The organism is Klebsiella sp. BDA134-6 (assembly GCF_015601345.1).
In the GTDB taxonomy this organism is placed as follows: domain Bacteria; phylum Pseudomonadota; class Gammaproteobacteria; order Enterobacterales; family Enterobacteriaceae; genus Klebsiella; species Klebsiella grimontii.
Window position 1 is genome coordinate 3788703 of sequence record NZ_CP064784.1, and the last position, 18690, is coordinate 3807392.

Genomic DNA, 18690 nt, shown 5'->3' on the forward strand with positions numbered 1-18690 from the left:
CCGGGAAATTTGGTGGTCAGATCTGGGGTCAGTTTGGTTCGATTCTGGAGTGACCCCCAAATGTCTTTAAAACGATTCAAAAATCCGCAACTTAAAGTCCCCTTCTAAACCCGTAAAATTGTCTGATTCGCACGGTCTGTACCTGCTGGTTAATCCGGCGGCTCGCGTACCTGGTACCTCAAATATCGTTTTAACGGCAAAGAATCCCGTATCAGTCTGGGCGCGTATCCGCTGATTTCACTCGCCGAAGCCCGCCAACAACGCGACGGTATTCGTAAACTGCTGGCGCAGAATATCAACCCTGCACAGCAGCGCATGACTGAAAAAGCCGCCGCATCACCGGAAAAATGCTTTGAGGCCGTTGCGGTGGCATGGCACAAAACCAACAAAAAGTGGTCGGCTGACTATGCAGAGCGCATTCTTGCCAGCATGAAAAACCATATCTTCCCGGCAATCGGTCATCTGCCCGTCACGATGCTGAAAACGCAGCATTTCACCGCATTACTGCGGGTTATCGAGGATAAAGGCTTTCTCGAAGTCGCGTCCAGAACCCGGCAGCAGCTTTGCAACATCATGCGTTATGCCGTTCAGCAGGGACTGACTGAAAGCAACCCGGCGCAGCATCTGGAAGGCGTCACCGCACCGCCGGTTAAAAATCACTATCCCGCCCTGCCGCTGGAGCGGTTGCCCGAATTGTTTGAGCGCATTGGCAACTATCAGCAGGGACGGCAGCTTACGAGGCTGGCGGTGGTGCTGACACTCCATCTGTTTATTCGCTCCAGTGAACTGCGCTTCGCCCGCTGGAGCGAGATAGATTTCAGACACAAAATCTGGACCATCCCCGCCACAAGGGAAACGATTGAGAAAGTCCGTTTCTCTGGTCGTGGCGCAAAAATGCGCACCCCGCATATTGTCCCGCTTTCCCGACAGGCTATCGCCATTCTGAAGCAGATACACGAAATTTCCGGCCATCTGGAACTGGTGTTCCCCGGAGACCATAACCCGTATAAGCCGATGAGTGAAAACACCATCAACCGGGCGCTGCGTCTGATGGACTACGATACCAAAACCGATGTCTGCGGGCATGGTTTCCGGGCAATGGCCTGTAGCGCACTGGTGGAATCTGAACTCTGGTCGCGGGATACCGTGGAGCGGCAGATGAGTCATCAGGAACGCAACAGCGTCCGGGCGGCGTATATCCATCGCGCTGAACATCTCGACGCTCGTAAAGCCATGATGCAGTGGTGGTCAGACTATCTGGACGTGAGCCGCGAGGGATACGTCGCGCCGTATATTTATGCGCGACAACATAAAGCGGCCTGAGCCAGTAACTACATAATTTGTTAAAAATGAAAAGCAGATCCTGATTGAATCCGGATCTGCTTTTTGCATTAAAAGGATTTCTCTTCAATTTATTGGTTATTAATCGGAAAGCGTACAAAATTATTCGACGTAGAATAATTTTGTACGAAAATCTATCAATATATTATGAATCAATAGGCAAATAACGAAAATTATTCACAGTGAATAATTTCAGGCGATAGCTGCCAGATAATCTGCACCAGAAACCGATTCCCCGATACATCATACCTGCACCAGTGCTAAGGCCCTTTCAGCCCTTTGGCCCTTTCAGCCCTTTGGCCTTTTCCGGTCTGGCGCTGTTACCCTTAGTCGCCCTTTACCTTTAACTGGCCTTTTTCCTTTTGTTGGCACAATCACCAGAAAAAATACCATCATGCTGCACCAGAAGCCTGTTAATAGGCCATACCGTTCAAAAGGATTGTTATTGAGAGGAAAGCGTACAAAAAATTTTGGGGCCAAAATTTTTTGTACGAAAACCGATTAATACCTCTGAGATCAATAGGAAACCACCCAAAATTATTTGGGGCAAATAATTTTGCCCGAAAACCGATGAATAACTCGATATTTTCAAGACAACGGCTATCAGTCAGTATCCCTTCGCCCGTAAACCTGCGCCACATACCGCCCACGTCCGTCACCGTGCCCCAAATCCATCGCCGTCATTGTCAGCGCTTCCTTCTCACTAAATCCCTGCACCAGATAATGACGGATCGCATCCTGCGCCCACGCATAGCGCAACGAGTGCGGGGAGTATGCGCCCGTTAACCCGAGACGTGATGCCTGACTGTGCCAGTACTTCATCGCACTTTTCAGATCCGGCTTATCTATCAGCCTGCCGTGACGATCTTCTGCCACAACCAGCGCATTATCCAGCGCTTTTCTGACAGCGCCAGCATCAAGAATAATCGTCTCCCGGGGCCGCCCGCCTTTGGTGCCAAACACCACGGTTAAACAGGTGTCACCGCGCTCCAGCGCCTGTCGCCACGTTTTCAGCGACTGTACGCTCTGCACCGCCTCCTGCGACCGCAACCCCATCAGCCTTGAGAGCTCCAGCGCTGCCGCCATCCCCGGATCTTTTGCGCGGGCCGTCTCCAGCACGTCACGATACTGCTCCGGCGTGATAGCCAGCTTCGTACCGTTGCGGGATGCGCCGGACAATCCCAGCGAGCGGTTATTCAGCCGTTCACTCTGCGCTAGCCTGTCACGTCCGGCCTGTTTCAGAATGCAGCGCACTGCCGCCATTTCGTTTTGCAGGGAACGCTTCGTGATGCCCTGCGCCAGTCGTTCACGGACATAGCCTTCAATATGCCGCGCCTTAAGCTGTTCCACCCGGCGGATCTGCACATTCTGCGCCAGAACCAGACGCTCACAAAACCGCTGCGCCAGCTTAATACGGTCGTGAACGGTCTTATGGCTGCCGCCCGCCTGCTGCGCCAGTCGCTTCATTTCCTGCTCCAGAATCCCCATATTTTCCCCTTTTCATGATTGCTGCAAACTCATCTCCAAAAAACCAACACTGCTACAGCTTTCCCCGGCGCACAGGCCGATAGCCCCTGTTTTTTTGTCGGGGCTGCGAACGATACCTGAGCGCCGGGGCGACGGCTGTTGAGGTGTGGTGGGGCTTCGGTTGTGCTCTCTGAGCAGCCGCCCGCCTTAGCGGGTTATCCCCCGGATCGTCCAGATCCGCCTCGGTATCGGTTCATGTTCTCCTTATGGGTAAAATGGCCTGAAAAGGCAGTGTCAGAATCCAGCAATGAGCTGGCGCAGTTGAGTTTTCTGGTGCAGGTCGAAAGGGCTGCGTGCGTCACTTTCCCGCTTTGCGCGGTTAAAGTGACGCACCGGACTGGTGCAGCATCTGAAAATTTATCGTCTGGTGCAGTTTTACGGTCACGCGGCAGCAAAGCCTGTCGGCAATGCAGGCCGCAGCCCGTAAAGGTAAAAGGCGCTGATGGTGTCAGCAGATACAGGTTACCCGGGAGAATTCCGGCGCGGTGCAGATTCAGACCAGCAGGCTGGCGCAGTAAAAGGACATATCGAGTGAAAACTCAGGCCTCCATCACGATGTTCTGCGACCCGGTGTTTGCAGAGGACTGCACCGGTAAACGGACCAACCATCCTGATAACAGGCGCTTCTTTCAGGTTGTGAAGCGTGGCGCTGTCAACGACAGCATGGAGCAAGGGGGAGACTATGCCAGTACCACTGGCGCGGAAAGGAGAAACTGTTTTTAGCTGTAAAAGGATTTTTAATCACTTTGTGTCGATATAAAAAATGAGGGCACTGTGTGTGACAGCGCCCTCGTTCAGGTTACATAAAAAGCATCAGCTCAGAATGGCCTCCAGTCGGGCCAGCACTTCATTCACAACAGCGTCGGGTATGCGTTCCAGTCGCTTACCGCTCCGGGCTCCCATATCAATAGTTCTGGGCTGGTCGCAGCGAATAACACCCGTTGTTTTTGTTCCCGCGCCGTCCAGTGAGACGGTAAAACCTGCTTCGCGAGCAAAGTTTCCGCCGCTGGTGACGGGAACAATAACGGGTAGCTGGGTCAGCTTGTTAAATGATGCCTTCGACACGATGAGTACCGGACGTTTTCCGCTTTGTTCATGGCCGCTGGTGGGATCCAGTGAAACGAGCCAGATTTCCCCTCTGTCCATCTACAGGATCTCCTTGCCCACCGCAGGCGCATCAATCCATTCCCGACTCTCTTCGCTTATTTCAGCATGCGGATCGCACTGCGCCAGCAGTTCTTCGAGCGAATAGCGGGGACGTTTTTGAGGTTCAATAACCAGGCAGCCATTATCAATGGTCATGCCCACTTCGCTGTCCGTCGACAGCCCCAGCGTTTTCAGCACGGCGGGGGGAACTGCCAGCATGACGGATCCGCCGACCTTTTTCAGGCGAGTTGTATACATAGAGCACCTCCGAATATTATATTTTAATATAACATCTACGGCAGGCGATGCACAATTATTCATCAGATTCATTGTGATTTCCTTAACGTAATAAAGCGTGAAGAAAGCCTTAATCCATCAGAGGACAGATCCGGCAGTTTTCAAAGGCGACATTGCCGGTAAAACGGCGACCATCCTGATACATCAGGCGCTTCTTTCAGGTCATGAAGCATTTCGTACAGGCGGGAGCTTAGTTCGTGGTAAGAAGGTCGATAATAGAAAACTGTTTTTGCGGTTCAAAGGATTATGACGGATCAGATAAACGAAATGCGGCGCAGCTTCCGTATCCGGGCTGCGCCGGAGGGATATCAGCGGTAGCGCGAAGGCCAGATTTGCTCAGGCGCGATGCCTAACGCTTCCGCTATCAATCTTTCGCCTTTGGGCCAGCGGCGGTTAAGGGCGTTGGTCAGCGTGGAGGACGCCAGCCCGGAGTTACGGGAAACCTCCGCCAGCGACGTTCCCCGCTTTTTTAACGCAGCAATAATGTCAGCGGGATGCCAGTCCTGTTGCATCATGCCGTCACCTCGTCAATAAATTTCACGCCTTCAGATGTGCGTAGCCAGCGAGGGGCTTTCATTTCCGCGGCGAAATAGCTGATCAGTTCATACAGCAGGCCGCTAAGGTGTTTCTCCATTTCAGAGTAAAAGCCTTGCCCTGCCAGCGTCTGCGTCAAGGCGAGACAGTAGCGGCACAGCTCTGTGCATTCAGGCTCGAAACGGGGGGAATTTGCAGGGAGGGTGTCAACGGTCAGGCTTTCAATAAGATGGGGAGGAACGGGGTCTAACAGCGTGGGCTGCAACAGTGTAAGACAGGCGTTGAGTCTGCCGCAGAGCGCCATTTTCAGCGTGGGATCGTTGTTTTCAATCAGGGTTTCGGCGAAGGTTTCGCAGTGATCGGCCAGTACGGTGAAATCCGTGGTGGCACTGAAGGGCACGGAAAGTAACTCTCCGGGTGCCTTAATGAAATATGGGGTGAAATCTGGCATAAATGCCTCCGTGAAATTTCTTTGAGATGACCACATAAAGTGGTGCCGGGAGGCTCAAAACGGCTTCACGAAACCGCGGACTTATTTCCCCGAAGGGTGTTGTATTAGTCGCCCTCCCGACTTTGATCGGGCAGCATACTCCCTCCGTCCTTACGGACGGAGGGTATAAAAAAGCCAACACTAACGGGGTTGGTTCTAGCCGCGTGAAAGAGGTTTTGAGTCCTCGTTACATAGGGTATTACAACCAAATGCAGGAGGCAAGAATAGCGAAGAAATATTATTGATTTTCTAGAGGTTTATTCCAACAACCGGGACTTTCGCTGTCGAAAAACTCTATGCGGACATCCTGCCCCAGATTCTCTTTGATTAATTGACTTGCCCTGTTGCAATAAGCATGATCTCTTCTAAAAACAGATACCGCAACTCGCTGTATTCCTGTTCCCTCCATGCGTTTTAACAGATGTATATCATGCTCCCCCATTCCCCAACCCAAAATCACCAGACTTTCTCGCGGCTCGACGAGAACTTCCCTATAAACCGTTGAAAGATAGAAACTATTTTGAATGGAGTTTACTTTTTGCTTATGCGTTCCTTCACTTACGAACAGAGGAATAACTTCCTCGCTCTGCCATCGTTCCAGAATGGATTCAAGCAGCCCCGCTCCCCGGATATGAATTTTATGTTCATGTTCAATACGGTTTCGACATAATACGAGACTGCCATGCGGATAAAAAACAAGCGTATTGGATTGTTCATGGCCGTATGGCGCTCTTAACCGCTGCCAGTCTTCTGCAAAAACGCCTCTGGCAAGAAAACAGTCCTTAAACCGGTGATGATCGTTTTTATCCAAGCCGTAGGTCATCGTCCAGTAAACAATAAGGTCATAGTTGAGCGAAATAACCGTATCGAATCTTTTCAAAAAATCATAAATACAAGGCAGTTGCCCGCTAACTTCATGGTGTTCGGGGTGTACATCGCGAACGGCCTGAATAAGGCATTCACGAATACTGAGGTAGGCTTCGTGAGTACGCGCATCCTCAATTCGTAAAGATTTATTGACGTTAGAAGCTTGCCAGACAATGCGGAGGATAAGCTCAAAATCTTCGGTTTCAAAAAAATCAAACAGCCTGCGCGCGTCTTCCGCCAGACTCTCTCGCTGTCTGACGCATTCAAGCAGAGATCTATACGCAAAACGAGAGCTTACGGCGATACTCGCGCCATTGCCTAATAAGATCGTTCCATCATAGCTTTGCTCAAGCTCAGACCAGGGACGAATAACAGACTCCATACTCGGTTTTCCTGTCTATAAATAAATTATTTCTTTAAATATAAATATGTTATGTCAACGACACAACCTCGCGAATAAAATCAGACGATCTATTTCGCTATTCGAATCAGAAACATACCATTAACAGTTAAGGGATAGCTCATCACCAGTACTTAAGTCCAGGTAATAAGCCGAATGTCCATGTAGCTATTATCCTCATGATTTTATAGACTATCTCTCCGACAGCATCGTTTGCGGCAGTTAAGCATCCCCCTCCGATTCATCAATATAAATTTATGGTCAGGCAATGAAAAAAGAAGCCGTTACGAGCAAGAACGGATCAGGATCAGAAGAAACGCGCGAGGCGGAATTTGGCTTCTATGAGTTTTTCGCCGGTGGCGGAATGGCCCGGGCCGGCTTAGGAAAAAAATGGCGATGTCTGTTCGCCAACGATATGGATCCGATAAAAACGGCGAGTTATATCGAAAATTGGGGAGCCGAACATTTTAATGGCCGCGATGTACGTGAAATAAAACCAGACGATTTAACAGGATCCGCAGATTTAGTCTGGGCCTCATTTCCCTGTCAGGACTTGTCTCTGGCTGGTAATGGACTTGGGATCGGCGAAATCGACGCTAGTGAGGATGAAACCACGCGTTCCGGCGCGATATGGCCTTTTCTTGATCTAGTAGACAAACTTGAAGAGGGAAATCGGAAGCCGCCGATACTGATTCTTGAAAATGTCCTTGGGCTGCTGACATTGGATCAGGGACGGCATTTCGCTGCGATATGTCGCCAGTTAAGTAAAATGGGCTATCGCTATGGCGCAATGATCATCGATGCAAAGCTCTTTTTGCCTCAATCCAGACCCCGCGTGTTTATTGTTGCGATTAGTCGTCAGTTCTCCGTTCCTGCATCTTTACTTTCAAAAGAACCTCTAACGCAATGGCATTCTTCTTCGCTTCTTCGCGCCTGCGAAGCGCTTCCAGCGGAGACGCTCGGCGACTGGATCTGGTGGACGCCCGGCGATGCGCCGGGTTCGAGAACAAAGGAACTTACCGACCTTATTGATTGTGAAGATCAAAACACATTATGGCACTCTGCCGATGAAACCCAAAGACTGATCGATATGATGGCTCCGGCGCATCTGACACGTTTGGCGAAGGCGCGGGAATCAGGAGAAACGACAATAGGCAGTCTTTATCTTCGCATGCGCAGAGAAAAAGGCGTTAACCGGCAACGAGCAGAAATCACGTTTTCTCCTGTTATCGGTTGTCTGAGAACGCCGAAAGGCGGCGCATCCCGCGCCCGTATTATTGTCGCCGATAAAGGCGAGGTGAAAACGCGCCTGCTGTCGGTTAAAGAAGCGGCGGCATTGATGGGGCTACCGGAAGATTTTATCCTTCCGACCGCGTATCAATCAGCGTTTAAGATCATTGGCGACGGACTTGCCGTTCCTTCCGTCCGTTTTCTGGCCGAGCGCATACTAGAGCCTCTGGCGGCATCGGTCCGAAACGACAGCCATCAGACGGAGAACAGATAGGCATGAACTGGACGCTGCCCGTAACACCTGATGGTTGGGAAAGTAAGCTAGTCGATTATTTTCTCCGTTTCGGCGCCGACGGCGACGCACAGGATATTCGTTGGTTTGAAGTGACGCCGTCGACGCTCTCGGCGGCATTCGCAGGAAGCGGCGTCGGTGCGGATGAAATAGAAGAAGCATTTCGGACCTGTATGTCGAACATACCGGATCTGCCTCAGCGCCTTGAAAGCGGCATGATGGAAAGATCCAATGACAAATCGCCCGGATATTTCACTTATCTTGTCATGACGCTACTTATCAGCAGTCAATTCGATGCCCAAGAAGGACACAATGACTTTCGCCTGAAGTTACAGAACTGGCTGCGGACCGGACATAGCTATCAGAATCTGGCGGGCGTTAACGCCATGTGGGAAGCGCTGGCCGGTTGGCTTGAACGACGAGTTCAGAAAGGAGAACCTTATCGCCGACTGTGCCTACCGGAGATCCCCCCAAGCTGGAGCCATATCGGATATACCCTGCGTCTGGCTTTTCCCGGGAAAGCGGATGTGCGCTTGATGCGCCGTGTTCTTACGAGTCATCCGCAAACCATTTCCAGTCCACGGCTGTTGATCAGCTATTTTCAGGTCGCTATCCTGAAAGAGAACGCCTCTCACGCTCATGCGCTGAAACAGGCGTTTAGCGAGTTTAAAGACGCTTGGTTTTCAGGACGCAGAGCGCTTGCCGACATGCCTTTCTGGCGTTTGCGACAGCGGGCTATAGCGTTGATCTCCGATGTTGAGACGCGTAAGGCGTTCATCGATATGCGCGTCGATTTCGACGGTTCGCGATGTTACTTCAGCGCCGCAAGCGAGAATGACGAAAGCGTTTTCGCCCCTTCGTTGTCTGACGCGTTATTATCGGCTTCTGCGGGAAATAGCTATAATTTGGGCATCGCCACGCAGAGCGGCCTGCTCTTTTTCCATCAAGTCTGCCATGGATGCTGGAGAGCTATAGCCGCTCCCGATGCGTTTTCTTTCAAATTTCACATCGCGTTATCCTGTAAATACGCTGCGCGCGCGAGCCAATATTTTGACGATGCGGTCACAGAAAACGACTGGATTCTGACGTCGCGTCCGCAGAGTCGTCATGCGGCGATGGAAATATTTCGTGCGCTGAAAACATCATCGACTACGCTGGATGAACAGATCTCTCGCTTACAGCTTTCCGGTGGCATCCGAGTGCCGGGCGGGTGGCTGGGACTACCCGCTTTTCTACCAACCGTACATTCAGACACGCAAAATTACAGAATTTACTCGCCTCAGGGAAACGGCGCGAAAGTTAGCGTCAGGGAAGAAGATGGACGCTTGACGTCATCAATGCCTCTTAACGGCGAGTTTATTATCGAACCTGAGCTGGAAATCGGCGAGAAAACGCCGCCATGGCGACAACGGGCGCGTTTTTTCGAGCGCGCCGTTCCTCGTCCTGCGCAGGAAGATAGCGCCAGATATCGCCTCGAACCTCTTACCGATTGGAAGACGTCTCCCCTGACAACGCCGGCATTCCACATTGAGATCCCTCTGACGACAGAAAATAACGATGAACGTCTCGAACATCTCCTTGAAGCGATTTACGCAAGCGGCGCCAGCGGATGGGAGGAAATCGAATTGGTCGCGCTTCTGGAACGCGCCGCAGACAGCGTCAATGTGTGGCATTTGATTCGCTGTTTGCATGACGCAGGTCTGATAGAACCACGCTTACGCCAAGGCTGGAAAGGTCGGGTATGGACGTTAGTCAAACCTTCGCTGCTTCGTATCCGCGATGGGGATAACAGCATGATCGTCGTGGAAGGCGCTACCTGCGCCAGCCTTATGGATGATTTTCAAAAAGCGGTCTCCGGGCTGGGCGGAAAATGCTTTCGTCGCAGCGGCGTAAGCGTCTGGTCTCCTCCCGTATGCGGCGCGGAGATCGATGATCCTGTCGAGTTGTCCCGAGTTATGGAATGGCCGCTTATTGATACATCGTCAACGCCTGATATGACGCCGCTCGCGTTAACCTCGACCTGTCGTACCGCCGAATTCCACCTTCAAGCAGCAGTGTGGGACTGGCGTTCAGGGCGTTTCTCTCCGCATGCGGCCTCCGATAACGCCTCGACGCTTTTAACGCGCCATGTCCATCCGGGCGGGCGCGATCATGATGTATACAAGGTTATTTCCCGGCGCAAAATGGCGTTTTTCTTATCCCGAACCGCCGCGATTATCGCCGCGAATGTGAGTGCGCGCCGCCCGACATTCAGACGCGTCGGGAATCATCGCTTTATTTGCCTTGCCGACGATTATGGTTTGCCTGACGCGCTGGCGATGGGATTACGACGCAGCATGCTCAGAAACGGCGGCCCGACGGAAGTCGGATACGCTTATCCTATCGACGACGTCGCTTTCCGTTGGCTGAATCGACTGCTTCCCGGATGCTTCGCTCCATTCCCGCCGGATGACGGCGATGATGCAAATCGTTTAGTTGCAGCAGCGCGCCATTCCGGCGGGAAAACGCGCCTGCGGTGGCAAAACGGACGTCTGGCGTTATAGGCTGAAAAATAAGGAAAAGAATAATGAAAGATCTTCCCTGGTATATTGGCCGATACGATCGACGAAACGATCGGTTCTCGTATTTTAAAGTCGTTGCTCAGCAAACGGAAAATGGTTGGCACGCAATCGACAACCCTAAAAAAATGTTTCCTCGTACAGGTGAAGTCGAACTTACCGGATTCGACGCGTCTCAGCTTCGTCCAAACGACTGGATCATCTTTCAGGTAGATACCAATACGCGCAGCAAATTGACGAGAGCGAAACATCCTCGCCGTATTTATCCTTATTATGATTTATCCTCGGCGCAGTCTCTTCAGAAAGCTCGCCATCGTCTGAGCCTGGAAGGCATCGAAACGTGCGGCGAACCGGGGCAATGGACTATTCGCTTCGAGGCGGGCGGAGTCATTCTGGCGAACCTGACAGAGTCGAAACCAGGTTTTTTTATTCTGTCACGGAATCAGTACGTTGCCGAATATGCATTTAATAACAGCGGAATCATCTCCGTATCCGGTCTGTCTGAAAATAACAAAATATTTTATATGCCGGACGCAGATGCCTCGCCCACGCGACGCCATGACTGGACACCTGATAAACATTACATTGAAAATGCCGTTCAGCTTATTGCCGGAGCCAACTCGTCAACGCAGATCGCTTCATGGCTTCGCAAGCATGTCGACGAGCAAAACGGAAAATTGAAATCCGGCGTCGACGATCTGCTGGCTGCCGCTCAGATTCTCCGCTCCGGAGAGTTGGCGAAAAAAATAGAAGAAGAGGACGCGCTGGCCCGAGAACTCGCCCAAGCTGTGTTGAATGACGTGCGTATCGCCGCTCAGCTTGAACGCCAGATACAAAGCATCGCGGAAGAAGAACGGGACAGGTTGCGCGCCGAACAACAAAAAGCGCTCAACGAAGCTTTTTGCGCCGAACGTCTGCGCCGTAGCGAAGCGATTGAAGCGGAAATGACGGCCTTTCAGACGGAGAGAAAAAGCGAGATCGAACAGCAAATCGCGCAATTACGTTTGGACGAAGAAGAAAAATTACAAAAGGAATTCGAAGAAAAGCAGTTAAGCATAGAAAAAACGTTAAAACATGAAAAAGACGCTCTCGAAAGCGAAATCAACCGGCTGAAAAACGCCGCCGCAGATTTATGCCGTCAAAACGAAAGTCAGCGCCGGACGTTGTCTTCTCTGGAGATCAAACGCGAAGCGTCTTCAGGCGCGCTTCGGGAAGTTGAAGAGCGCGTTGCGCTGGCGCGGATCGAACTTGAGAAAATCAATGCCGCTATTGCTGAAAAAGCGCGTCGAATGGCGCATTCGGCGATCCCTGCGATATGTCTTCCCGCCGAAGCTAAAACAGTTTCCCGCGCAGAACTGGGCCGTATCATCAGTGAAAACAAGCTACTGACGCACGAAGGGAAAATACTGATGGAGCAATTCCTGGCGTTGACGCTTGCCGGCGAATGCCCGTTGCTCTACGGCTCTGAAACACAGGACTTTCTGGCTATCGCCGCGTCGCTTATTTCTTCAGGACGCGCTATCCGACAAATTGCCGATCCGACGATTATTTCCTATGAAGATCTGTGGATCCGCGCAGGAAATAATCTGGCGACGCCGCTTTATCAAGGATTGTTATTAAGTGACGCCCATCGTCCCCGAACAATTCTTGCCGTCATCGAACGCGTCGAATGCTCCGCCGCGCGTTTCTGGCTGCCTGCTCTGAAAGAGGGGTTGCGTAGTGGCGATCTGCCCCGACGATTCCTGGTGTGCGGCACAATTACGAATGAAGATAACGAGGAAGCGGAAAAGATAAAGGAGGAACATCTTTTTCTGCCGGTGGAAAACATTGTCGTTCGAAATGCGATTACGCGTGCGCCGCTTTATCTCTCCACCAGACATCATAGCGAACTAACGCCCGAAGCCGCGCCGCCAGAATCGCTTGCGGAAAAACTTGCCATTGCGGATGAAATGTCGGGCGATCGTCTGAACGTGGTAAATACGCTGCGGGCGACGAAAGCGGCGCTGGAAGTCGGGTTGGCCGACGACGAAGACAAAACGGCGCATCAAAAGCGATTAGTCGATTTATTCGCAAATTTGCAAAATAGCGAAATCTGCGCTCCATAAATTACAGGAGAAGGAAATCATGTTAGATCCGATTGGCGGCTTTCGCCGTATTCAGGATTTCTTTATATCATATATTGAAACCAGTTTCCGAATTGCCGACCCGTTCGTCGCGGCGTCAAGGCGCGAATTGCTGAACAGCAGCGGAGAGTTCGCCGCAGAGCCCTATATTGAACCCGTTTTACGGTATGAGTCTTCAGATAAAACTCTTGAAGATTTGGCCGATATGGAAAACGGTCCGTTAAATAGCTTATCGCAGGAAAGCCGAGAAGCGTTCGTCGAACTAGCGTTATCCGGTTTGTTTGATTCAAAATCCGGCGACGCGTCTTGGCCGCGTCGGTCAGTCCATGCGCCTTATATTCATCAGGTGAAAATGCTGGAACGAGGCATTCGTGCCGGTTGCCCTGGCATAGTGACATCCGGGACGGGATCGGGAAAAACAGAAAGCTTTATGTTGCCCATACTGGCCGCATTATCGAATGAGGCGATCGGTTGGCCCGCTCCCCGCGATAGCTACCTGCAAAATCGCTGGTGGCATAATGCGGAAGCGAACTGGGTTTCTCGTCGTAAAGGAGAAAAACGCCCGGCAGCGATCAGAGCGTTAGTGCTTTATCCGATGAACGCTTTAGTTGAAGATCAAATGGCGCGTTTGCGCAAAACGCTGGATTCCGATGAAGCGCGACAGACGATGGAACATCGTTTCGCCGGAAACCGCATCTTCTTCGGACAATATACCAGTGCCACGCCGGTTACCGGTTACGCCAGCCATCCCCGCCTTTCCGGCGAGCGTACGGAGAAAAGTCGCCGCGCCCGTAACCTTGAAAAATTACGTAAGGCGTTGAACCGAATCGATTATAATCAACAGGCCGCGCGCGCATTCGACAAAGAAAAAGCAAAATCGTCGGAGAAGACCCGATATATCTTTCCTTCAACAGACGGTGGCGAGATGGTTACTCGTTGGGATATGCAGGCCGCTCCGCCTGACGTACTCGTCACCAACGCTTCCATGCTGGGAGCGATGCTTTCGCGAGAAGTCGAAGATGCTATTTTCGACATGACGCGCGAATGGCTGATGAGTAATGAAGACGCTTACTTCTATCTGGTATTCGATGAATTACATTTAATGCGCGGCTCCGCAGGAACGGAAACCGCAATGTTGATTAAGTCGCTAATCATTCGACTCGGACTCGACGATCCGAAGCACCGCTATAAGCTGCGTTTGCTGGCGTCTTCCGCGTCTTTGCCGATGGAAGGCGCGGATGGAGAACAATCGAGAAAGTATCTACGCGATCTCTTCGCTCCCTTCGGCACTTGTAGCGATCCCCGGGATGAGGGCAGCGACTCTCCGGAATTCTGGCGTAACTGCGTCGTTGAGGGTACTCCCTTCATACCTGAACCAGAAAGTAAAGTTGACGCGCGGCCTTTTGCCGCCCTGATGAGGATGGCGCTTACAGGGCAAGGCGACGTTGTCCGCCGCGTAAAGATGACAGACGAGTTTGAGCGAGCTTTAGTTAACGCTTTTCAGGCTCTTGGCGTAAAAGAGCGAAATAGCCGTCAAGGCGTTAAGCTGGCGGCGGAAACCGCAGCCGCGTTATTAACCCACGCCTGCATTGAAAAAAAAGGCGACAAGCCGCGTGCCACGTCTCCCAAGCATATCATCGACAAAATTTTTCTGGCGGAAAGCCTGGATGGAGAGAAGGAATCTGAGCTCGCGTTACGCGGATTAATGTTGTTACGCGCGCTTCCGGATTCCGTACTTGACTGCGATAAGCCTGACGCCGCTACGCCGGCTTTTCGCGTGCATACGTTCGTAAGAAATATTGAAGGTTTCTTCGCGTCGGTCTCGCCCGGAGAGCGAAAAGCGAAATTCGCCGATTTTTGCCTAGAACGTGGCCTGTCGCACGCGCCTTCAACCTCACAAGAAAAGCGCGGTCGGCGTTTATTCGAAATGCTTTATTGTGAAGCTTGCGGCGATTTACTGCTTGGTGGTCAGAGGGGACAAAATTGCGGAGGCGCTACGGTAGAACTATTACCCTCGACGACCAATCTTGAAAATCTTCCCGAACGCCCCGGCGCGGAATATTACGATGATATGGCGCTGGATGAATTTGCGGTTTTCTGGCCTGTTGAAAAAACGCCCGCCGCTAGTGAAGCCAGTGAAAAAAGGTGGGATGTTTGGCAGGAGGCGACGCTGAATCCTGTCACAGGTATTGCGACTGTCGGGCAAGAAACATCGCCATTGAACCCCGAGGCGATTCGCGGATATCTCTATTTTCAGAACCCGCCCCCGGCGAAAAAAGGAGAGCCGGTAAAACCGCCTTCCGCACAACCTTTCTGTTGCCCTAACTGCGGTATCGACTATTCCAGTCGACCGGCAACTAACCGCGCCAGAACGCCTATTCGCGCATTCCGTACCGGCGTGACGAAATCATCTCAACTGGTAGCGACAGAGCTATTCGAATTGCTGCATGCGATAGGCGCGGATGCGAAGAGTATTGTCTTTTCGGATAGCCGACAGGATGCGGCTTCGATGGCGCTGGAGATCGAACGCCTGCACTTACGCGATTTGCGCAGGGAAATACTGGTCGCGGCCGCCAGAACGATGATCAGCGAGGCGGAAAAAGAATATATTCCAGAAAAAGAATTTAAAGAAAAAAGAGATAAAGCGATACAAGCTGGGGATGATGATGAACTCGACAGGCTGTATGAGCTCAAAACAAGGCAAAAAGATATTGCGAGCCTTTGTAAATTCCGACGGGTAAAAATAGATAGCTTATTGGAGTCAGAAGGAGACTCCATCGGAAAAATATCCTCAGAATTAGCTGGGTTGGGAATATCACCTTACAAATATCGCCCGAGCGCTGATGGAAACGACAAAGTCGTTTGGTACGAAAACTTTGTAAAAGATAAGAACATTGTTAGGTACCACGAAAAACTTTCTTTATCTGACAGGCTGGCGATCAAACAAAGGATTATAGACGATCAATCTGAATTGATAGACGATGTTATTTTCGCCAATACTTTTTTCGCGTTAGAGGAAACGGGTCTGGCGTATCCCTGCGTCTCGGATAATGAGGATACGCCCGAACTCGACGCTTGGTTAAGAGTGTTCGCCGGCGTTTATCGCGTAAAAGAAAACAAATATGTCGATCCTGAACAATCCGACGGCTGGTACGTTGGAGAAGATATTAAAAAAGCGAAAGTCAAGCGTGTCGCCAGAGCCGTATTCGGCGACGATAAGTATCTGGATAATTTGACGCTAGTCTTAAATCAGTTCGCTGCTCGAGAGCATACGGCAGGGTTATTCAATATTGGCAAATTGTTCCTCAAGGTAGCGAAATCAGGCGATCCCTACTGGCAATGCGGCAACTGTGGGCGGATCCACTTACATCTAGGGTTTAAACATTGTACCCGTTGCGCGGAACCGCTTGATATCACTCCCAAAGATTCTGTTGAAACGCTATGGGAACAGAATTTCCTTGGCAAACGCATTGTGCGCGGCGAACGGGACGGCGTTAAGCGATTTCGATTGAACGTTGAAGAATTGACAGGGCAGACTGATGACTTTTCCGATCGACTTCGTAAATTCAAAGGGATTTTCGTCGATAAGATGAGCGAACTTGAAAAACTGGACGCCGAGATCGATATGCTTGCCGTCACCACGACAATGGAGGTTGGCATCGATATCGGTTCGCTTCAGTCGGTTTATCAGGCCAACATGCCGCCTCAGCGTTTTAATTACCAGCAGCGCGTCGGCCGGGCCGGGCGGCGCGGTCAGGCTTATTCTTTTGTCATTACGTTTTGCCGTGGACGGACTCACGACGCCTATTATTTCGCCCATCCTCACGCGATTACAGGCGATCCGCCGCCCCCACCCTTTTTGGCGGTAGATCACGACGCTATCCCATTAAGGCTTTTGCGTAAAGTCTGGCTCAGAAGCGCCTTTAATCTATTGCGTGAAGAAGATCGCGAGAACGGGATAGATTTTCCTGGCGATAAACTTGTCCCGCCTGACGTTCATGGCGAATATGTTTCTACGCATGATTACTATTATGACGATAACGCGAACTGGGCTGAACGATTGCAGGGCGCGCTGGAAGCGACACAGAATATACGCGAACGTTTTATCGAAGCGTCGACATTCGATCCGGAACAACGTCAGAATCTTCATTCCGCATTGAATGCAAAAAAAATAATCGATGAAATCGCCGAACTGAACTCTTACGCGCCTGACGACAACGTGGGGCTCGCCCGTTTTCTAGCTGAATGCGGAAAATTGCCGATGTATGGAATGCCGACCCGGGTACGCAATTTGTATCTGGGATTACGTGAGAAAAAAGGTCTGAACAACCAGACTGAATACGAATGGTCGACAATGGATCGCGATCTTGACCTTGCGGTATTCGAGTATGCTCCCGGCTCGGTATTAATTAAGGATAAGAAAAAGCACAAGGTGATCGGCTTCACAGGAAATTATCGGGAACCGCATAACCGGAATAATCGCGTGTCGGACCTCTCTACGGTGGGCTCGTGGCTGGAGTCATCCAGTCATGTCGCATTTTGCCCGGCATGCGGTTCCGCAAAGCTGGAATTGCGTCAACCAGACAATGAAATTCAATGTAAGGATTGCGGCGCGCCTATAAATCCTGACGAGTTCAAACTCTACATCACGCCTGCCGCTTTCCGTACGGATTTCGAGCCCAAAGACGATCTGGATAGTTTTACCCGCATGTCTTTAAAGACTACCGCGACAGTATTAAACGAAGAAACTCCGACACACTGTGATCCCTTGATCATACGACGTGGAGAAGTCACTATACTGCGTCTTAACGACGGTCCTATTAATGGAGAAAAAGAAGGAGAACGTTTTACTGTCGACCTCACAAGCGATCAAAAAGCGCCGGTTCCTTTCGTTGCTTACCGCTCGCCGATTAAAGGCGAGCAAGCGATTGATTCTAATTGGTTAAAAGAGCAAGATAATTCACGTTGGCGGCGTAAAGGCGAGAGCAGAAATTTCGGTCTGGTCTCCAGTAAGGAGACTGAGTCGCTTCATCTCGAATTAACAAGGTTCGATCCTCGTCTTAATTTGAATATGGTCGCCAGGTATGGCGAGCATATGCACTTGCCTACGCGAGCGGCGGCCATCAGCGCGATTCAAATATTAACGCATAAGGCCGCCCTCTATCTGGATGTCTCGCCTGATGAGTTCGAAATGCTTGAACCTCGATTGCATTTTGGCAAACCTATACTGCAAATCGCAGACGCGTTAATCAATGGCTCAGGATTATGCAGACGTCTTGCCGAACCGGCGGTTGCCGGCAGTTCTCCCTTAATAATCAAATTGCTGCATGAAATTCTGAAAGATGAACGCGGCTGGCCGATGGTTGATTTTCTAAAGAAAGATCATCCAGATCAATGTCGGACAGCATGTTACAAATGTATACAACGCTACGGAAACCGCCAATATCACGGCTTACTGGACTGGCGTTTAGGAATAGCCTATTTACGCGCCATGGTTATGCCGGAATTCGCATGCGGCCTGAATATTGAAGACTGGAACCATCCAGAAATGAAAGGATGGAAAGAAAGAGCGTTTGAACTTGCGGAGGATGTCGAGGCGTTACGACCGGGGACTATCAAATTGTTAAAGGAACATTCTTTACCAGTTCTTGAAATAAATGATGGAAAAGATCTTTGGCGCGCGGCTGTTACACATCCCTTATGGCAATGCCGGGACACTGAACGTGATGCCCTAATTGGTTCTTTTGGATTAGATAATATAGGAGCGCCATTACGATTTATCGACACCTTTGAACTGGAAAGACGGCCACTGCGCGCTTTGGCGAAACTTAACCGAGGTTAAAATTTAGCTTAGCGCTATTGGACAATGTTCTAATTCAGCCGAA

10 protein-coding genes and 1 pseudogene are annotated in these 18690 nt (G+C 50.9%); 5 read left to right on the plus strand and 6 right to left on the minus strand.

The window, feature by feature from the left end; genetic code table 11:
• The first annotated feature begins 82 nt into the window (after positions 1-82).
• A pseudogene (locus IYV58_RS17510) lies at positions 83-1323 on the plus strand (tyrosine-type recombinase/integrase).
• A 621-nt stretch (positions 1324-1944) separates the two neighbouring features.
• Here the strand turns inward: IYV58_RS17510 and IYV58_RS17515 are convergent.
• The 6 genes from IYV58_RS17515 to IYV58_RS17540 form a co-directional block, all read right to left on the minus strand.
• On the minus strand, positions 1945-2829 hold the full coding sequence (locus tag IYV58_RS17515) for an integrase domain-containing protein (protein ID WP_195729161.1): 885 nt from the start codon (positions 2827-2829) through the stop codon (positions 1945-1947).
• Positions 2830-3681: 852 nt separating this feature from the next.
• Positions 3682-4014 carry a type II toxin-antitoxin system PemK/MazF family toxin gene (locus IYV58_RS17520; protein ID WP_071583017.1) on the minus strand — a complete coding sequence of 111 codons (333 nt, stop codon included), beginning with the start codon at positions 4012-4014 and terminating at the stop codon, positions 3682-3684.
• Entirely contained in the window at positions 4015-4272 is a 258-nt protein-coding gene (locus tag IYV58_RS17525; protein ID WP_195729162.1) for an AbrB/MazE/SpoVT family DNA-binding domain-containing protein, read from the minus strand. It lies immediately after the preceding gene.
• Between the two features lie 347 nt (positions 4273-4619).
• Positions 4620-4826 carry a helix-turn-helix domain-containing protein gene (locus IYV58_RS17530; RefSeq protein WP_171996115.1) on the minus strand — a complete coding sequence of 69 codons (207 nt, stop codon included), beginning with the start codon at positions 4824-4826 and terminating at the stop codon, positions 4620-4622.
• Positions 4823-5296 carry a hypothetical protein gene (locus IYV58_RS17535; protein ID WP_195729163.1) on the minus strand — a complete coding sequence of 158 codons (474 nt, stop codon included), beginning with the start codon at positions 5294-5296 and terminating at the stop codon, positions 4823-4825. Before IYV58_RS17535 ends, IYV58_RS17530 begins: the two co-directional genes overlap by 4 nt.
• Before the next feature lie 277 nt (positions 5297-5573).
• Entirely contained in the window at positions 5574-6584 is a 1011-nt protein-coding gene (locus IYV58_RS17540; protein ID WP_195729164.1) for a DUF4917 family protein, read from the minus strand.
• Between the two features lie 286 nt (positions 6585-6870).
• Here IYV58_RS17540 and IYV58_RS17545 point away from each other — a divergent pair, with 286 nt between their 5' ends.
• From IYV58_RS17545 to IYV58_RS17560, 4 genes are read left to right on the plus strand one after another with little or no spacing between them, the layout of a single operon-like run.
• Positions 6871-8106 carry a DNA cytosine methyltransferase gene (locus IYV58_RS17545; RefSeq protein ID WP_195729165.1) on the plus strand — a complete coding sequence of 412 codons (1236 nt, stop codon included), beginning with the start codon at positions 6871-6873 and terminating at the stop codon, positions 8104-8106.
• A 2-nt stretch (positions 8107-8108) separates the two neighbouring features.
• Positions 8109-10667, plus strand: coding sequence for a hypothetical protein (locus IYV58_RS17550; RefSeq protein ID WP_195729166.1), 2559 nt, complete (start codon positions 8109-8111; stop codon positions 10665-10667).
• A gap of 23 nt (positions 10668-10690) precedes the next feature.
• Positions 10691-12787 carry a coiled-coil domain-containing protein gene (locus tag IYV58_RS17555; RefSeq protein ID WP_195729167.1) on the plus strand — a complete coding sequence of 699 codons (2097 nt, stop codon included), beginning with the start codon at positions 10691-10693 and terminating at the stop codon, positions 12785-12787.
• 19 nt (positions 12788-12806) lie between these two features.
• Positions 12807-18647 (plus strand): DEAD/DEAH box helicase, encoded by a 5841-nt coding sequence (locus IYV58_RS17560; RefSeq protein ID WP_195729168.1) that lies wholly within the window; start codon positions 12807-12809, stop codon positions 18645-18647.
• Positions 18648-18690: the final 43 nt, after the last annotated feature.